The organism is Rathayibacter sp. AY1A7, assembly GCF_002930845.1.
Classification (GTDB): Bacteria; Actinomycetota; Actinomycetes; order Actinomycetales; family Microbacteriaceae; genus Rathayibacter.
Map to the genome: position 1 here is coordinate 130,376 of NZ_PSTL01000001.1, position 14,782 is coordinate 145,157.

Here is a 14,782-nt window from a genome sequence, read left to right on the forward strand (position 1 = left end):
CACAGCGGGGAAGAATCCGATCACGGCGATCACGGCGATCTCGCGTCCTCCGCTGTCGCCGCGAAGCCGGCGCCCCCGTCTGGAGAGGACTGATCGTGCGTCGCGGCGTTCTCCGCAAGGCGGAGGAGGAAGCGGTACCGGCGGTGTCGCGCCCGACGCTGTCGCCGCGAAGCCGGCGCCCCGCTCCCGTTCAGAGAGGGCTGATCGTGCGTCGCGGCGTTCTCCGCAAGGCGGAGGAGGAAGCGATACCGGCGGTATCGCGCCCGACGACAACGCCGCGGAGAGCGCCGCGACGTGCGATCAGTGGCCGGACCAGGTCTCGACGTTGGCGACGCGGACCTCGATCTCCCGCCCGTTGGGTGCCGTGAAGCGGGCGGTGTCGCCGACGTTCAGGCCCATGATCGCCGATCCGAGGGGGCTCTGGGGGCTGTAGACGTCGAGGTCGCTCTCGCCCGCCATCTCGCGGTTGCCGAGGAGGAAGCGGGACTCGTCGCCGGCGATCTCGGCGGTGATGATGGTGCCGGCCTCGACGACTCCGTGGCTCTCGGGGGGCGTGCCGATCTCGGCTTCGCGGAGGAGGGAGGTCAACTGGCGGATGCGGGCCTCGATCTTGCCCTGCTCGTCCTTCGCGGCGTGGTAGCCGCCGTTCTCCTTCAGGTCGCCCTCCTCGCGGGCGACCTCGATGCGCTTGGCGATCTCCTCGCGTCCGTTGGTGGACAGCTCGGTGAGCTCCGCCTCGAGGCGGTCGTACGACTCCTGGGTCATCCAGGTCACCTGTGACTGGTCGGCCATGGTGGGCTCCTGCTCTGCGGGCCGCGCTCGCGGCGCCCGGCAGCACCGTGCGGAGGTGTCCGCGTCCGGCGGTGGGGACGGCCGGCGTCAGGCGGCGGTGGGAATGGCGAGGCCCCGACGAGTCCGTCAGGGCTTCGGGCAAGCCTACGGGAGCCAGCAGGAGGAGATCAAACCTGTGTTCGCGAGCTCGGTGGTGCGGACGGTCTCCGTGTAGGAGCGGAAGCGCTCCGTCGTGGCGGGGTACTCCACGACCAGCCAGCCGACCACGGCGGACTGCTCGTTGAGGGCCTGGACCGCGCAGGCGACCTCGCGGCCGACGGGCGCGGTGAGGTCGAAGGAGACGGTGACGGTGCGGTCGTCGACGACCTGGTGCGCGGTGTCCTGGACGTCCACTCCTCCGCGTGCTCCGTCGAGTCCGGCCCAGACGACCCAGGCGGCGAAGACGGCGACGAAGGCGAGCGCGACGCCGCCGAAGAGCCAGCGGTTGCCGCGGCGGGTGCGCGTCGTGCGGCCGTAGCGGGTGGCGAGGGGTCCGGCGGCGCGGACGGCGTCCGGATCGAGTGCGGGCGCGGCGGCTCCCTCGACGCTCTCGGACGTGCGGGCGGCCACGGAACTCCCTGGGTGATGCGTCTACTCTGGACGGGTGGCGCGCGTCCTTCGCGGACGGGAGCGCCGATCCCATTAAACCCCGAGGAATCGAGCGATCGTGTCCCAGGCCGTCGAGGTCTCCGTCGATTCGGAGGTGCGGGAGACTCCGCGCCTCCTCGCCGTGCACGCCCATCCTGACGACGAGTCGAGCAAGGGCGCGGCGACGCTGGCCGCCTACGCCTCGCGGGGCGCCGAGGTCATGGTGGTCTCCTGCACCGGAGGCGAGGCCGGCTCCGTGCTGAACGAGGACCTCGAGGCCCGCGCGCACGCCGAGCGCGACATCGGCGGCCTCCGCCGGTACGAGATGGCGGCCGCTCGCGAGGCGCTCGGCGTCGAGCACGCCTGGCTCGGCTTCGTCGACTCCGGCATGCCCGAGGACGGGAAGGTCGACGCCGCCTCGTTCGCGGGTCTGCCGCTCGCCACGGCCGCCGCTCCGCTCGTGCGCCTGGTCCGCCGGTTTCGGCCGCACGTGATCATCAGCTACGACGAGAACGGCGGCTACCCGCACCCCGACCACATCCGCGCCCACCAGGTCGCCGTCGAGGCGTACCGCGCGGCGGGCCTCGCCGAGGAGTACCGGGGCACGGGCGCTCCGTGGTCGATCTCGAAGCTGTATTACGACCGCGTCTTCAGCGGCCAGAAGCTGCGGGCGATCGCCGAGCACCTGCGCTCGATCGACCCGGAGGACCCGCGCCTGTCGGTCTTCGAGGAGATGAAGCGCTGGAACGAGGACACCCCGTACCTCGCGACCACGCGGGTCGTGATCTCCGGCTTCCACGATCGTCGCGATGCGGCCCTGCTGGCCCACGCCAGCCAGGTCGCTCCGGACAACGCCTTCTTCTTCCTCCCGCACGAGGCGATCGACGCCGCCTGGCCGACCGACGACTTCCAGCTCGTCGAGAGCCGGGTCGACGCGCCGACGCCCGAGACGGATCTCTTCGCCGGTCTCGACCTGGCCGAGCTCGCCCCGGGCCCGACCGCGGTCGTCCCGCCGATCGCTCCCGACCCCGAGCCCTCGGGGGACGCCCCGGTGTCCCCGGAGCCCGACGGCTCCGGCGTCGTCGTCGCCGACGAGGTGCGCGCGTGATCGCCGGGCTGCTCGAGGGCGCCCAGCGCGCCGTCGTCCTCGCCTCCACGACGGTGCCGACCCCGGGTCCCGAGTTCAACGAGGACACGGTCACGCCGGGCCTCTTCGGCTTCATCACGATGCTCGTGATCGCTCTGGCCGCCGTCCTCCTCGCGCTCGACATGGTCCGGCGCGTGCGGCGCACCACCTACACCGCCCAGGTGAAGGAGCGGCTCGACGCCGAGGAGGCGGAGCGCAGCGAGGGCTGAGCCCGGCCCGCACCGGTGGGCCCGGGTCGCGCTAGGCGTTGTAGGCGGGGTGGAGCGAGACGATCAGCGCCGCCGTCCAGTGGCAGAGGAACGCCACGGCCGTGAGCGCGTGGAAGATCTCGTGGAAGCCGAAGACGCCCGGGACCGGGTTGGGCTTCTTGATCCCGTAGATCACGGCGCCCGCGGAGTAGCAGAGCCCGCCGACGAGGACGAGCACCATCATCGTCGCGCTGGCCTCGAAGAGCGGTCCGAGGTACATCACGGCCGCCCAGCCCAGCAGCAGGTAGAGCGGCACGTAGAGCCAGCGCGGTGCGCCGATCCAGAAGACGCGGAAGCCGATCCCGAGCAGCGCCCCCGCCCAGACCAGGACCAGCAGGAGCGTGCCCTGCGCGGGCGGCAGGGCGAGCACCGCCAGCGGCGTGTAGGTGCCGGCGATCAGCAGGAAGATGTTGGCGTGGTCGATCCGCTTGAGGATCATCTTCGTCCGCGGCTTCCAGTCGAAGCGGTGGTACAGAGCGGAGTTGCCGAAGAGCAGGAGCGACGTGGTCGCGAACACCGCGGCCGCCCACTTCGCCGCGGTCCCCTCCGCGACCACGATCAGCACCACTCCGGCGACGATCGCGAGCGGGAAGAGGCCGGCGTGGATCCAGCCGCGCCAGGTGGGCCGGACCTCCGCCGAGGAGTCGTGCTCGATCGCGTCCTCGACGAGGGGGAGGGCGGGCAGGTCCGGGCCGTCCGCTCCGACGGCGTCTCCGCCGCGGACAGTGCGGACGCGGGGATCGGACGGGGGAGGCGTCGGCCGCTGGCTCATGCCGGACAGACTACGACGCCGTCGCGGGCCGACGCCGAGCGCCGCCGGGCTTCGAGGAGCGCCCCGGGTCGACTACCGTGTCACTGTGCCGAAGCCGAGACTGCCTGTGGGAAGGGACCTCCTCTACGGCGTCTACAAGAAGCGCCTCCGCTCGAGCCTTCCCCCCGACTCCCTGCCGAACCACGTCGCGATGATCATCGACGGCAACCGGCGCTGGGCGCGGCAGCGGGCCCTCGAGACCGCCGCGCACGGCCACCGGGCCGGCGCCGCCAAGGTGCACGAGTTCCTGCAGTGGTGCGACGAGCTCGGCGTGCGCCACGTCACCCTCTACCTGCTCTCGCAGGACAACCTCGTCGGCCGCGACAGCAGCGAGCTGACCGAGCTGATCGCGATCATCGCCGACCTCGCCGAGGAGGTCTCCCAGCAGCCCGACTGGCGCGTGCAGCACGTCGGCTCCGACGAGGGCCTCCCGCCCTCGCTCGTGGCCGCGCTCGACACGGCGGAGGCGCGCACCGCCTCCCACACGGGCCTGCACGTCAATCTTGCGGTCGGCTACGGCGGGCGGCACGAGATCGCCCAGGCCGTGCGGAGCATCCTGGAGGAGCACGGCAAGCGCGGCTCCTCCATCGAGGACGTCGCGGGCCTGCTGACCCCGGAGCTCATCGGCGAGCACCTGTACACCAGCGGGCAGCCCGACCCCGATCTGGTCATCCGCACCTCGGGGGAGCAGCGCCTCTCCGACTTCATGCTCTGGCAGAGCGCGCACAGCGAGTTCTACTTCATGGAGGCGCTCGGCCCCGACATCCGCGAGGTCGACTTCCTCCGCGCGCTCCGCGACTACGCCGGACGGCACCGCCGCTTCGGCAGCTGACCTCGCGGCTCCTGCCGCACCACCGACCGGAAGGGCCGGCATGAGCTCGAACGAGGCCACCTCCACCACGACCGCGGACTACCTCGCCGGCTTCGGCGAGGAGACCGGGTACCTCGACTTCGGCCGGGTGGGCCCGCTCTCGGCGACCGTCGCCGCCGAGCAGGAGGCGGCCGTCGAGCTGCTGGTGCGCGCGCGCAGCGGCACCCTCGACGAGCTGTTCCGGCAGGACGAGCGCGTCCGGGAGGCGGCGGCGGCGCTCGTGCGCGTCCCCAGCGACCGCGTCGTCTTCCAGCCCAACACCTCGACCGGCCTCCTGCACGCGCTGTTCGGCGCCTCGGGCGCGGTGCTGCTGTCGGCCGCGGAGTTCCCGAGCCTGCCGTTCGCGGCGGTGCGCTCGGCGCAGGCTCTCGGCTCGGTGGAGCCCCGCTGGCTGCGGACCGAGCAGGGACGGGTGACGCCGGAGGCCGTCCGCGAGCAGCTCACGGACGACGTGACGACCGTCGCGGTGAGCCTGGTCGACTCCCGCACCGGCTACCTCGCGGACGTCGCGGCGATCCGCGACGTGATCGGCGACCGGATGCTCGTCCTCGACGCGATCCAGGGCTTCGGCGTCGTCGACGCGCCCTACGAGCTGGCGGACGTGGTCGTCACCGGCGGCCAGAAGTGGCTCCGCGCCGGCTGGGGGACGGGCTTCCTCGCGCTCAGCGAGCGGGCGCTGTCGCGGCTGACCCCGGTGCTCTCCGGCTGGACGGGATCGGAGCAGGCGGAGCCGTGGGACGAGGTGGCTCCGCCGCGCGGCGACGCCCGCGCCTTCAGCATCAGCAACCCGGACCCGATCGCCCAGGCCCGGCTCGCGTCGGCGCTGGAGGAGGTCGCCGCGGTCGGGCAGTCGACGATCGCCGCGCTCGTGGCGGAGCGGGTCAGCGCGATCGTCGACCTCGCGGACGAGTTCGGACTGGCGGTCGTGGGCTCCCGCGGCGAGCACGAGCGCGCCGGCATCGTGGTCGTCGAGCCGGAGCCGGAGGAACTGGCCCCGCTGGCAGCCTCCCTCGCCGCGCACGGCGTGACCGCGCGCCTGCGTCCGAGCACCGTCCGCTTCAGCGCGCACGCCGGCACCACCGACGCGACCCTCGCGCTGCTCCGCGCCGCCCTGATCTCGTCGGCCACGAGCATCGACTACTAGGCCGGATTCCGCGCGTTCACACACTGGTTACACATTCGTAGCGGTGAGAAGCACACGGATGTCATTCGCCGGGTTAGGTTCGAGTCATCAGGTACAGCGCCTGGTCGAGACGGCCACAGAAGTACGGCTCGACATCGCGCAGACGCCGAAGGGACACTGCGCGGTGCACGACACGCACCGATGAGGCCGGCTCGAGGACATGAGCCGGGGGCTCCGGCCCCCGGAGTGTGGAGAGTCGTCGTGACAGTTCCCCAGGGCATGGATCCGCAGACCGGGACGCAGGGCGGCGTCCACCGCCGTGTCCAGCACGGCTCCTCGGATCCGGCCGATCAGCTCCTCCGCACCTACGTCCTGGACACCTCGGTGCTGCTGTCGGATCCGTCCTCGATGTTCCGGTTCGCTGAGCACGCCGTCGTGCTGCCGATCGTCGTCGTCAGCGAGCTCGAGGGCAAGCGCAACGATCCCGAGATCGGCTACTTCGCCCGGCAGGCCCTGCGCCGCCTCGACGAGCTGCGCGTGCAGCACGAGCGCCTCGACTTCCCCATCGCCGTCGGCCGCGGCGGCACGCTCCGCGTCGAGCTCAACCACTCGAACATGTCGGTGCTGCCGAGCGGGCTCCAGATGGGCGACAACGACGCGAGAATCCTCGCCGTCGCGCTCAACCTGCAGAGCGAGGGCGCCGTGGTCACCGTCGTGTCCAAGGACATGCCGATGCGCGTGAAGGCCGCCTCCATCGGCCTCGCCGCGGAGGAGTACCTGGCCGAGCAGGCCCCCGAGTCCGGTTGGACCGGCATGGACGACGTGACGCTCGGCGGCGACGCGATGAGCGAGCTCTACGACCGCGAGCGGCTCTTCACGGACGTCGTGGCCGACATCCCGGTCAACACCGGGCTCGTCGTCCACTCCGACCGCGGCTCCGCTCTCGCGAGGGTCACCGGCAAGCGGCAGATCACGCTGGTCCGCGGCGACAAGGACGTGTTCGGCCTGCACGGGCGGTCGGCGGAGCAGCGGCTCGCGATCGACCTGCTGCTCGACCCGGAGGTCGGCATCGTCTCGCTCGGCGGCCGGGCCGGAACCGGCAAGTCGGCGCTGGCGCTCTGCGCGGGCCTGGAGGCGGTGCTGGAGAAGCGCCAGCACAAGAAGATCATGGTCTTCCGGCCGCTCTACGCGGTGGGCGGCCAGGACCTCGGCTTCCTGCCCGGCGACGCGGCCGAGAAGATGAACCCCTGGGCGCAGGCGGTCTTCGACACGCTCGGGGCGCTGGTGTCGCAGAACGTGCTCGACGAGGTGATCGAGCGCGGGATGCTCGAGGTGCTGCCGCTCACGCACATTCGCGGGCGCTCGCTGCACGACGCGTTCGTGATCGTCGACGAGGCGCAGTCGCTGGAGCGGAACGTCCTGCTCACGGTGCTCTCGCGCGTCGGGCAGAACTCCCGGGTGGTGCTGACCCACGACGTGGCGCAGCGCGACAACCTCCGCGTCGGCCGGCACGACGGGGTCGCCTCCGTGATCGAGACGCTGAAAGGCCACCCGCTGTTCGCGCACGTCACGCTGACCCGCTCCGAGCGCTCGGCGATCGCCGCTCTGGTCACCGAGATGCTGGAGTCGAACGAGCTCGCCTGACGGGCTCGCCGTGCGTCCGGCCCGTGGGATCCGAGGATCCCCGGGCCGGGCGCGTCCCTGCAGGGCACCGGGGCGTAGCGTGGACGGGTGAGCATCCTCGACGATGCGCTCCTCGAGCGCTTCCGCACCCGCGCGGCCGACTACGACGAGCGCAACGCGTTCTGCGCGGACGACCTGGAGGAGCTGCGCTCGATCGGGTACCTGGCGCTGCTCGTCCCCGAGGAGCTCGGCGGTGCCGGCCTCGGCCTGGAGCAGGCGGCCGCCGAGCAGACGCGCCTCGCGACGGCCGCGCCCGCGACCGCGCTCGCCGTCAACATGCACCTGGTCTGGACCGGGATCGCGCGACTCCTGCTCGAGCGGGGCGACGACTCCCTCCGCTCGGTCCTCGTCGACGCCGCGGCGGGTCACGTCTTCGCCTTCGGCAACAGCGAGGCGGGCAACGACCTGGTGCTCTCGGACTCGCTGACGCGGGCGGAGCCGCTCGGGGACGGCGGCTACCGCTTCACCGGCACGAAGGTCTTCACCTCCCTCGCGCCCGCTTGGACGCGGCTCGGCGTGTTCGGCCGCGACGACAGCGGGTCGGAGCCGCGGCTCGTGCACGGCTTCGTGCACCGTGAGCGCCCGGACTCGCCGGTCGCCGGGCTCGAGGTCCGCGACGACTGGGACACGCTCGGCATGCGGGCGACCCAGAGCCGCACGACGGTGCTCGACGGCGTCGTCGTCCCGGCCGAGCGGATGATCCGCTCGCTGCCCGTCGGACCGACCGCCGACCCCTTCGTCTTCGCCGTCTTCGCGGCCTTCGAGCTGCTGATCTCCTCGGTCTACCTCGGTGTCGCGCAGCGCGCGCTCGAGCTCGCCGTCGCCTCCGTCCGCCGACGGGCCTCCCTCCGGGCGGGAGGGCGGCCACTGGCGGAGGACCCCGAGGTGCGGCACCGGGTGGCTGAGACCGGGATGCTGCTCGACGGGCTCGAGGCGCCCCTGCGCTCGGCGGCGGCCGACGTGGACGCGCTCGTCGACCGCGGCGCGCGCTGGTTCCCCTCGCTGGTCGGGGTGAAGATCCGCACCACGGAAGGAGCGCTCCGCGTGGTCGAGAGCGCCGTCCGGATCGCGGGCGGCTCGGCGTACCAGCGCCGGTCGGAGCTCGGTCGCCTCTACCGAGACGTGCTCGCCGGGCAGTTCCACCCCTCCGACGACGCGTCGGCTCACGGCGCCTGGGCGTCGCTCCTGCTGGGACCGCTGCCTCCGCGCGACTGAGGCCGGGGAGGGACCCGCCGCCGCCCGAGCACACCTGCGGGCCGCCCTGTGGAGAACTCCGACGCCCCGAGGGCGGTGCCCCCTAGTCTCGGCGGATGCTCCGCGGATCTCTACTCGACCGGGCCGCCCTGCTCCTCGGCGCCCTGGTGCTCCTCCTGATCGGGGCCCCGCACCTGGGTCGGGCGCCCGGCCTCGTCCCGGTGGCGCTCGCGAGCGTGCCGTTGGTGCTGGCGGACGTGCGCGGGCACCGGCTCCCGAACGCGGTCACGCTCCCGCTGCTGGTGGTCGGAGCCGTCCTCGCGCCCACGGCGGGGACGCTTCTCGCCGTCCTCGCGACGGTGCTGTGCCTGGGCGTGCTGCATGCGGCGGGCGGGCTGGGCCTCGGCGACGTGAAGCTCCAGGCGGCCCTCGCACCGCCGCTCGCGGCTCTCGGACCCGAGCAGGTCGTCGCCGCGCCCGCTGTCGGCTTCGCGGTGGCGGGGCTGTGGGTGCTCGTGCTGCGCGTCCGCGGACGGGTCGCATTCGGACCGTTCCTGCTCACGGGGTTCTGGCTGGTGCTCTGACGGCCCGCCTCCGCGCCGATCGCAGGGACGGGCCGTCGGAGGGCCGGGCTCAGCCGGGGTGGGTCATCGACATGACGTCGAGGGCGCTGTCGAGCTGCTCCTCCGTCACCTCGCCGCGCTCGACGAAGCCGAGGTCCACGACCGACTCTCGGACGGTGATCCCCTTGGCGACCGAGTTCTTCGCGACCTTGGCGGCGGCCTCGTAGCCGATCACCTTGTTGAGCGGCGTGACGATCGAGGGGGAGGACTCGGCGAGGGCGCGGGCGTGCTCGACGTCGGCCTCGAGGCCGTCGACGGTCTTGTCGGCGAGCAGCACGGCGGAGTTCGCGAGCAGGCGGATCGACTCCAGCAGCGCCGTCCCCATGACGGGGATCGCGACGTTGAGCTCGAAGGCGCCCGAGGCGCCCGCCCAGGCGATGGTGGCGTCGTTGCCGATCACGCGCGCGCAGACCATGAGGACGGCCTCTGGGATCACCGGGTTCACCTTGCCGGGCATGATCGAGGATCCGGGCTGGAGGTCGGGGATCCGCAGCTCTCCGAGGCCGGTGTTGGGGCCGGAGCCCATCCAGCGGAGGTCGTTGTTGATCTTGGTCAGGCTCACCGCGAGAACGCGCAGCGCTCCGGAGGCCTCGACCAGCGAGTCCCGCGCGCCCTGGGCCTCGAAGTGGTTGCGGGCCTCGGTGACGGGCAGGCCCGTCTCCTCCGCGAGGCGCGCGATGACCTTCTGCGGGAAGCCGGCGGGGGTGTTGATCCCGGTGCCGACCGCGGTGCCGCCGAGCGGGACCTCGGCGACGCGGGGGAGCGCCGACTGCACGCGCTCGATGCCGAGGCGGATCTGCGCGGCGTAGCCGCCGAACTCCTGGCCGAGCGTGACGGGGGTGGCGTCCATCAGGTGGGTGCGGCCGGCCTTGACGACCTCGGCCCACTGCTCCGCCTTGACCTCGAGCGACTCGGCGAGCTGCTCGAGCGAGGGGATCAGCGACTCGATGAGCGCGCCGGTGACGGCGACGTGGACCGAGGTGGGGAACACGTCGTTGGAGGACTGCGAGGCGTTGACGTGGTCGTTCGGGTGCACGGTGCGGCCGAGGGCCGTGGTCGCCAGCGAGCCCAGCACCTCGTTCATGTTCATGTTCGAGGACGTGCCCGAGCCGGTCTGGTACACGTCGATCGGGAAGTGCGCGTCGTAGCCGCCCCCGACGACGAGGTCGGCCGCGTCGGCGATCGCCGTGGCGATGTCGGCGTCGAGCACGCCCAGCTCGGCGTTGGCCAGCGCCGCCGCCTTCTTGATGCGGGCGAGGGCCGCGATCTGGGCAGGCTCGAGGCCCGCACCGGAGATCGGGAAGTTCTCGACCGCCCGCTGGGTCTGCGCGGCGTAGAGGGCGTCGCGGGGGACCCGCACCTCGCCCATCGTGTCGTGCTCGATGCGGAAGTCGCCGGAGTCGTCGGTCGGGGAGTGATCCACCACGCTGTGTTCGTCCTTGTCTGATCGGTTGGTGCTGTGCTGTCCGGAGCCGCTCACGCGGGATCCGATCCCACCGCGCTCGGAGCGGCGGCGGAGGAGGCCGAGCCGGAGTCGCGCTCCAGCTCGGAGACGTAGGGGCTGAGCTCGGGCGGATCGATGCCGAGCACGACATCGGACATCACGGTGCCGTCCGAGAGCCGGTAGTTGGCGCCCACGAGGGCGAGCCGCCCGGTCGCGACAGCGTCGGCGATCAGCGGGGAGCGCTGGAGCAGCTCGGCGACCGTGTCGCGCAGGTGCTCGCGGCCGACGGCCAGCGCGTCGGTCGCCGACGGGTCGACGAGCACGCGGCCGTCCGGCTGAGCACCCACGAGGCGGCGCACCGCGGGGATGATCGGCTCGATCAGGTGCTCGATGTGCGGGGGGAGCCGCTCGGCGCCGGGCGCCTGCGACTGGATCGCTGCCCGGACCGCTCCGCACTCGTCGTGGCCGAGCACGAGCAGCACCTTCACGCCGAGGACGGCGACGCCGTACTCCAGCGAGCCGATGATGGAGTCCGCGATCACCTGGCCGGCGTTGCGGACGACGAAGAGGTCGCCGAGCCCCAGGTCGAAGATGATCTCGGCCGCGAGGCGGGAGTCGCTGCAGCCGAAGAGCGCAGCGAGCGGGGCCTGCGCGGCGGCGAGCTCGGCGCGGCGCTCGACGTCCTGGCGGGGGTGGCGGGGCTCGCCGGCGACGAAGCGCTGGTTGCCGCGGAGCATCTCCTTCCAGACCCACGCCGGCGGGCGGGACTCGCGGGGGACGGTGCTGCTGGTTCCGAGGCTCATCGGGACTCCTCCTGGCCGATCTGCGGGGTGATGGCGTCCACGACCAGGCGGATCTCGTCCGTCGGGGCCGTGCCGTAGACGAGGTAGGTGCTGGAGCCCTCCGTCGTCTCGAGTGCGTAGGGCGTGTTGCCGGTGTCGTCGCCGGAGTCGCGGTGGTCGTAGACGGTCCAGTCGCGGCCGTCGATCGTCTCGACGCCGGTCGCAGCCCGGCGGTCGAGCTGCGTCGCGACCCAGGCCGCGTCCGCGTCGAGCCCCTGGCTCAGGCCGATGTAGCCCGCCTTCGGGGTGATCAGGCCGACGTACCAGTAGTCGGTGCCGTTCTCGCGGCGGAGCTCGGCCGCATTGGCCTTCCAGCCCTCGGGCAGGGAGGGCACGGCGAGCGTCTGCTCCTCGCCCAGCTGGACCTGCGCGGCGACGCGGGGGACGTCGACCGAGGAGAGCTCCACGGTGTCGCCGCGGGGGACGAGCAGGACGATGAGCGCTACGGCGCCGACGGTCGCGAGCAGCGAGAAGACGAGGTTGTTGACCGTCTTGCGCTGACGGTAGAGCCGGGAGTTCTCGGCCTTGCGGGCGGCCGTCTCGGCGGCCGTCTCCGGGCGCCCGAGCTCGGCGACGACCCGCGCAGGCTTCGCGCGGCTCATCCGGCGGCCGCCCCTCCGGAGCGGGCCGCGTCCAGCCGGGCGCGTGCTCCGATCAGCCACTCCTCGCAGCGGGCGGCGAGGGCCTCGCCGCGCTCCCACAGGGCGAGCGAGCGCTCGAGGGTGGAGCTGCCCTGCTCGAGCTCGGACACGACGCGGACGAGCTCGTCGCGCGCCTGCTCGTAGGAGAATCCCGAGACGTCGGAGTCGGTCGCCGGGGCGTCGGGGGAGTCGGGCATGGGTCTGATCCTATCGATCGGGGCTGAGGGGGACGGGTGGCGCGGCGGGCTCAGGACCGGCCGGCGGGATCGCCGGTGGGCCCCTCGGAGCGGGCGCCGACGGCCCCCTCCGCGAGCGTGAGGACGAGTGCGCCGCCGGCCGGTGCGTCACCGGGCGCCCGGACGACGTGCCCGGCCGCGTTCTGGACGATCGCGTAGCCGCGGTCGAGGGTGTGCTGGGGGGAGAGGGCGCGCAGGTGGCCGTGCAGGCGCTCGACCTCGAGGTGCGCGCGCTCGAGGCGGCGGTCCACCAGCTCGGCGCCGCGCGCGACCCAGCGGGTCAGCTCCTCGGAGTGCCGGTCGACCAGCACGTGCGGCTGGGCGAGCACCGGCCGCGAGCGCAGCTGCGAGAGCCGGTCGATCTCGTGCGAGACGAGCCCGCTCACGCGGCCGGTCATCCGCAGCCGGGCCTGCTGCACGCGCAGCAGCTCGTCGGAGACGTCGGGCACGACCCTCTTCGCGGCGTCGGTGGGAGTGGAGGCGCGCAGGTCGGCGACGTCGTCGAGCAGCGGGCGGTCGGCCTCGTGGCCGATCGCGCTGACGACCGGAGTGGAGCAGGCGGCGACGGCGCGCACGAGCGCCTCGTCGCTGAAGCCGAGCAGGTTCTGGAAGTCGCCGCCTCCGCGGGCGATCACGATCACGTCGATGCTGTCGTCGGCCTCGAGGGTCCGCAGGGCCGAGAGCACCTCCGGGACCGTCCGGTCGCCCTGCACGGCCGAGTGGACCACCCGGAAGCGCACCGCCGGCCAGCGCAGCTGCGCGTTCCGCAGCACGTCCTTCTCGGCGTCCGAGTCCTTGCCGGTGATGAGGCCCACGCCGTGCGGGAGGAACGGCAGCGGCTTCTTGCGGGAGGCGTCGAACAGCCCCTCCGACGCCAGCTGCCGGCGGAGCCGCTCGAGCTTCTCGAGCAGATCGCCCAGGCCGACGTGGCGCATCTCGAAGACCTGCATCGAGAGCGTGCCGCCCTTGACCCAGTAGTTGGGCTTCACCAGCGCGATGACCCGATCGCCCTGCTTGAGGTCGGCCGGGAGGCGGCTCCGCACCGACGACCAGACGGTGAAGCCGACCGTCGCGTCTCCGGACAGGTCCTTCAGCTTCCCGTAGACGTTGCCGCCGGACGCGCCCCACTGGGTGATCTCGCCCTCGACCCACGCGGTCCCGAGGCGCTCGATCCAGCCCTTGATCTTGCTGGCGAGCAGGCCGACCGGCCAGGGTGCGTCGGCGGTGGGTGGGGCGTCGGTCATCGCTGCCTCTGCTCGGAGGGACGGGGGGAGCGGGAGTGCCCTCCCGCGACGACAACGGTACGGGACGGGTCCGACACCGGGACGGCCCGGGCACAGGATGCACCACGTAGAATCAGGGGGTGAGCCAAGTCCCGATCAGCCTGCCCATGCCGCGCATGCCCCGCGCCACAGGGCGTCTGCGCGACGTCCCCGTCGAGGGCCGCAAGCGCGTCCTCCTCGCCGCGCCCCGCGGCTACTGCGCCGGAGTCGACCGCGCGGTCGTCGCCGTCGAGAAGGCCATCGAGCACTACGGTGCCCCGGTCTACGTGCGCAAGCAGATCGTGCACAACGTGCACGTCGTCTCCACGCTCGAGAGCCAGGGCGCCATCTTCGTCGACGAGGTCGACGAGGTGCCCGAGGGATCGCACATCGTCTTCAGCGCGCACGGCGTCTCACCGGCCGTCGTCCAGGGCGCGGCCGACCGCAGTCTCCAGGCGATCGACGCGACCTGCCCCCTGGTGACGAAGGTGCACCGCGAGGCCGTCCGCTTCGCGCGCGACGACTTCGAGATCCTCCTCATCGGCCACGAGGGCCACGAAGAGGTCGAGGGCACCGCGGGCGAGGCTCCCGATCACGTCACCCTCGTCGGCAGCCCCGACGACGTGCCGAACATCGTCGTGAAGGACCCGGACAAGGTCGTCTGGCTCTCGCAGACGACGCTCTCGGTCGACGAGACGATGGAGACGGTGCGCCGTCTCCGCGAGCGCTTCCCCAACCTGCAGGACCCGCCGAGCGACGACATCTGCTACGCCACGCAGAACCGCCAGGTCGCGATCAAGAAGGTCGCCGCGGGCGCCGAGCTGGTCATCGTCGTCGGCTCCGCGAACTCCTCCAACTCCGTGCGCCTCGTCGAGGTCGCCCTCGAGTACGGCGCGAAGGCCGCCTACCGGGTCGACTACGCGAGCGAGATCAAGCAGGAGTGGCTCGAGGGCATCCGCACCGTCGGCGTCACCAGCGGCGCCTCGGTGCCCGAGGTGCTCGTCCAGGAGGTCCTCGACGACCTCGCCGCCGCCGGGTACGGCGACGTCGAGGAGGTCAAGACCGCGGAGGAGGACCTGATGTTCTCGCTCCCCAAGGAGCTGCGCAAGGACGTCGCCGGCAAGCGCGACGCCCGCGGCGTCGGTGGACGCATCAGCGCGGGAGCGGGCGCCTAGAGCGTTCCGGCCCGGACACGGAAGAGGCCGCCCTCCCTCGGGAGCGGCGGCCTCTTCCGTGTG

16 protein-coding genes are annotated in these 14,782 nt (G+C 72.7%); 8 read left to right on the forward strand and 8 right to left on the reverse strand.

Annotated features, from left to right (window positions below):
* Positions 1 to 300: 300 nt before the first annotated feature.
* Together greA and C5B95_RS00555 are read right to left on the reverse strand one after the other, a co-directional pair.
* Positions 301 to 792: a transcription elongation factor GreA gene (gene greA / locus C5B95_RS00550; protein ID WP_104225519.1), complete on the reverse strand. Its 492-nt coding sequence runs from the start codon at positions 790 to 792 to the stop codon at positions 301 to 303.
* A 144-nt stretch (positions 793 to 936) separates the two neighbouring features.
* Positions 937 to 1,401 (reverse strand): DUF4307 domain-containing protein, encoded by a 465-nt coding sequence (locus C5B95_RS00555; RefSeq protein ID WP_104232767.1) that lies wholly within the window; start codon positions 1,399 to 1,401, stop codon positions 937 to 939.
* A 97-nt stretch (positions 1,402 to 1,498) separates the two neighbouring features.
* Here C5B95_RS00555 and mca point away from each other — a divergent pair, with 97 nt between their 5' ends.
* Together mca and C5B95_RS00565 are read left to right on the forward strand one after the other, a co-directional pair.
* Positions 1,499 to 2,527 carry a mycothiol conjugate amidase Mca gene (gene mca / locus C5B95_RS00560; protein WP_258059722.1) on the forward strand — a complete coding sequence of 343 codons (1,029 nt, stop codon included), beginning with the start codon at positions 1,499 to 1,501 and terminating at the stop codon, positions 2,525 to 2,527.
* Positions 2,524 to 2,775, forward strand: a complete 252-nt coding sequence (locus tag C5B95_RS00565) for a hypothetical protein (protein WP_244230611.1) — start codon at positions 2,524 to 2,526, stop codon at positions 2,773 to 2,775. The genes mca and C5B95_RS00565 overlap by 4 nt, the downstream gene beginning before the upstream one ends.
* Positions 2,776 to 2,806: 31 nt before the next feature.
* Here the strand turns inward: C5B95_RS00565 and C5B95_RS00570 are convergent, their stop codons facing one another.
* On the reverse strand, positions 2,807 to 3,586 hold the full coding sequence (locus tag C5B95_RS00570; protein WP_104225520.1) for a hemolysin III family protein: 780 nt from the start codon (positions 3,584 to 3,586) through the stop codon (positions 2,807 to 2,809).
* Between the two features lie 106 nt (positions 3,587 to 3,692).
* Here C5B95_RS00570 and C5B95_RS00575 point away from each other — a divergent pair, with 106 nt between their 5' ends.
* From C5B95_RS00575 to C5B95_RS00595, 5 genes are all read left to right on the forward strand, one after another.
* A complete protein-coding gene (locus tag C5B95_RS00575) occupies positions 3,693 to 4,457 on the forward strand; it encodes an isoprenyl transferase (protein WP_279630826.1) in 765 nt (254 codons plus the stop codon).
* Positions 4,458 to 4,497: 40 nt separating this feature from the next.
* On the forward strand, positions 4,498 to 5,640 hold the full coding sequence (locus C5B95_RS00580; RefSeq protein WP_104347275.1) for an aminotransferase class V-fold PLP-dependent enzyme: 1,143 nt from the start codon (positions 4,498 to 4,500) through the stop codon (positions 5,638 to 5,640).
* A 258-nt stretch (positions 5,641 to 5,898) separates the two neighbouring features.
* Complete coding sequence (locus C5B95_RS00585) at positions 5,899 to 7,263, forward strand: PhoH family protein (RefSeq protein ID WP_104225522.1); 1,365 nt, start codon at positions 5,899 to 5,901, stop codon at positions 7,261 to 7,263.
* 87 nt (positions 7,264 to 7,350) lie between these two features.
* Complete coding sequence (locus C5B95_RS00590; protein WP_104224422.1) at positions 7,351 to 8,517, forward strand: acyl-CoA dehydrogenase family protein; 1,167 nt, start codon at positions 7,351 to 7,353, stop codon at positions 8,515 to 8,517.
* A 95-nt stretch (positions 8,518 to 8,612) separates the two neighbouring features.
* Entirely contained in the window at positions 8,613 to 9,080 is a 468-nt protein-coding gene (locus tag C5B95_RS00595; RefSeq protein WP_104291554.1) for a prepilin peptidase, read from the forward strand.
* Between the two features lie 49 nt (positions 9,081 to 9,129).
* On the opposite strand, the gene C5B95_RS00600 is transcribed toward C5B95_RS00595, so the two are convergent.
* From C5B95_RS00600 to xseA, 5 genes are read right to left on the reverse strand one after another with little or no spacing between them, the layout of a single operon-like run.
* A complete protein-coding gene (locus C5B95_RS00600; protein WP_104224420.1) occupies positions 9,130 to 10,545 on the reverse strand; it encodes an aspartate ammonia-lyase in 1,416 nt (471 codons plus the stop codon).
* A gap of 50 nt (positions 10,546 to 10,595) precedes the next feature.
* Positions 10,596 to 11,366, reverse strand: a complete 771-nt coding sequence (locus C5B95_RS00605; RefSeq protein WP_208543312.1) for a carbonic anhydrase — start codon at positions 11,364 to 11,366, stop codon at positions 10,596 to 10,598.
* Positions 11,363 to 12,007, reverse strand: a complete 645-nt coding sequence (locus C5B95_RS00610; RefSeq protein WP_104225525.1) for a DUF4245 domain-containing protein — start codon at positions 12,005 to 12,007, stop codon at positions 11,363 to 11,365. Before C5B95_RS00610 ends, C5B95_RS00605 begins: the two co-directional genes overlap by 4 nt.
* Positions 12,004 to 12,243: an exodeoxyribonuclease VII small subunit gene (locus tag C5B95_RS00615; protein ID WP_104224418.1), complete on the reverse strand. Its 240-nt coding sequence runs from the start codon at positions 12,241 to 12,243 to the stop codon at positions 12,004 to 12,006. Before C5B95_RS00615 ends, C5B95_RS00610 begins: the two co-directional genes overlap by 4 nt.
* Before the next feature lie 50 nt (positions 12,244 to 12,293).
* A complete protein-coding gene (xseA, locus tag C5B95_RS00620; RefSeq protein ID WP_104224417.1) occupies positions 12,294 to 13,526 on the reverse strand; it encodes an exodeoxyribonuclease VII large subunit in 1,233 nt (410 codons plus the stop codon).
* A gap of 146 nt (positions 13,527 to 13,672) precedes the next feature.
* On the opposite strand from xseA, the gene C5B95_RS00625 reads away from it, so the two are divergent.
* Positions 13,673 to 14,719: a 4-hydroxy-3-methylbut-2-enyl diphosphate reductase gene (locus tag C5B95_RS00625; RefSeq protein ID WP_104232760.1), complete on the forward strand. Its 1,047-nt coding sequence runs from the start codon at positions 13,673 to 13,675 to the stop codon at positions 14,717 to 14,719.
* Positions 14,720 to 14,782: the final 63 nt, after the last annotated feature.

Excerpts from the sequence above, each read along its gene's own strand:
- greA (WP_104225519.1), bottom strand. The coding sequence starts at position 792 with ATGGCCGACCAGTCACAGGTGACCTGGATGACCCAGGAGTCGTACGAC.
- C5B95_RS00570 (WP_104225520.1), bottom strand. The coding sequence starts at position 3,586 with ATGAGCCAGCGGCCGACGCCTCCCCCGTCCGATCCCCGCGTCCGCACT.
- C5B95_RS00580 (WP_104347275.1), top strand. The coding sequence starts at position 4,498 with ATGAGCTCGAACGAGGCCACCTCCACCACGACCGCGGACTACCTCGCC.
- C5B95_RS00585 (WP_104225522.1), top strand. The coding sequence starts at position 5,899 with ATGGATCCGCAGACCGGGACGCAGGGCGGCGTCCACCGCCGTGTCCAG.
- C5B95_RS00595 (WP_104291554.1), top strand. The coding sequence starts at position 8,613 with ATGCTCCGCGGATCTCTACTCGACCGGGCCGCCCTGCTCCTCGGCGCC.
- C5B95_RS00605 (WP_208543312.1), bottom strand. The coding sequence starts at position 11,366 with ATGAGCCTCGGAACCAGCAGCACCGTCCCCCGCGAGTCCCGCCCGCCG.
- C5B95_RS00610 (WP_104225525.1), bottom strand. The coding sequence starts at position 12,007 with ATGAGCCGCGCGAAGCCTGCGCGGGTCGTCGCCGAGCTCGGGCGCCCG.
- C5B95_RS00615 (WP_104224418.1), bottom strand. The coding sequence starts at position 12,243 with ATGCCCGACTCCCCCGACGCCCCGGCGACCGACTCCGACGTCTCGGGA.
- xseA (WP_104224417.1), bottom strand. The coding sequence starts at position 13,526 with ATGACCGACGCCCCACCCACCGCCGACGCACCCTGGCCGGTCGGCCTG.
- C5B95_RS00625 (WP_104232760.1), top strand. The coding sequence starts at position 13,673 with ATGCCGCGCATGCCCCGCGCCACAGGGCGTCTGCGCGACGTCCCCGTC.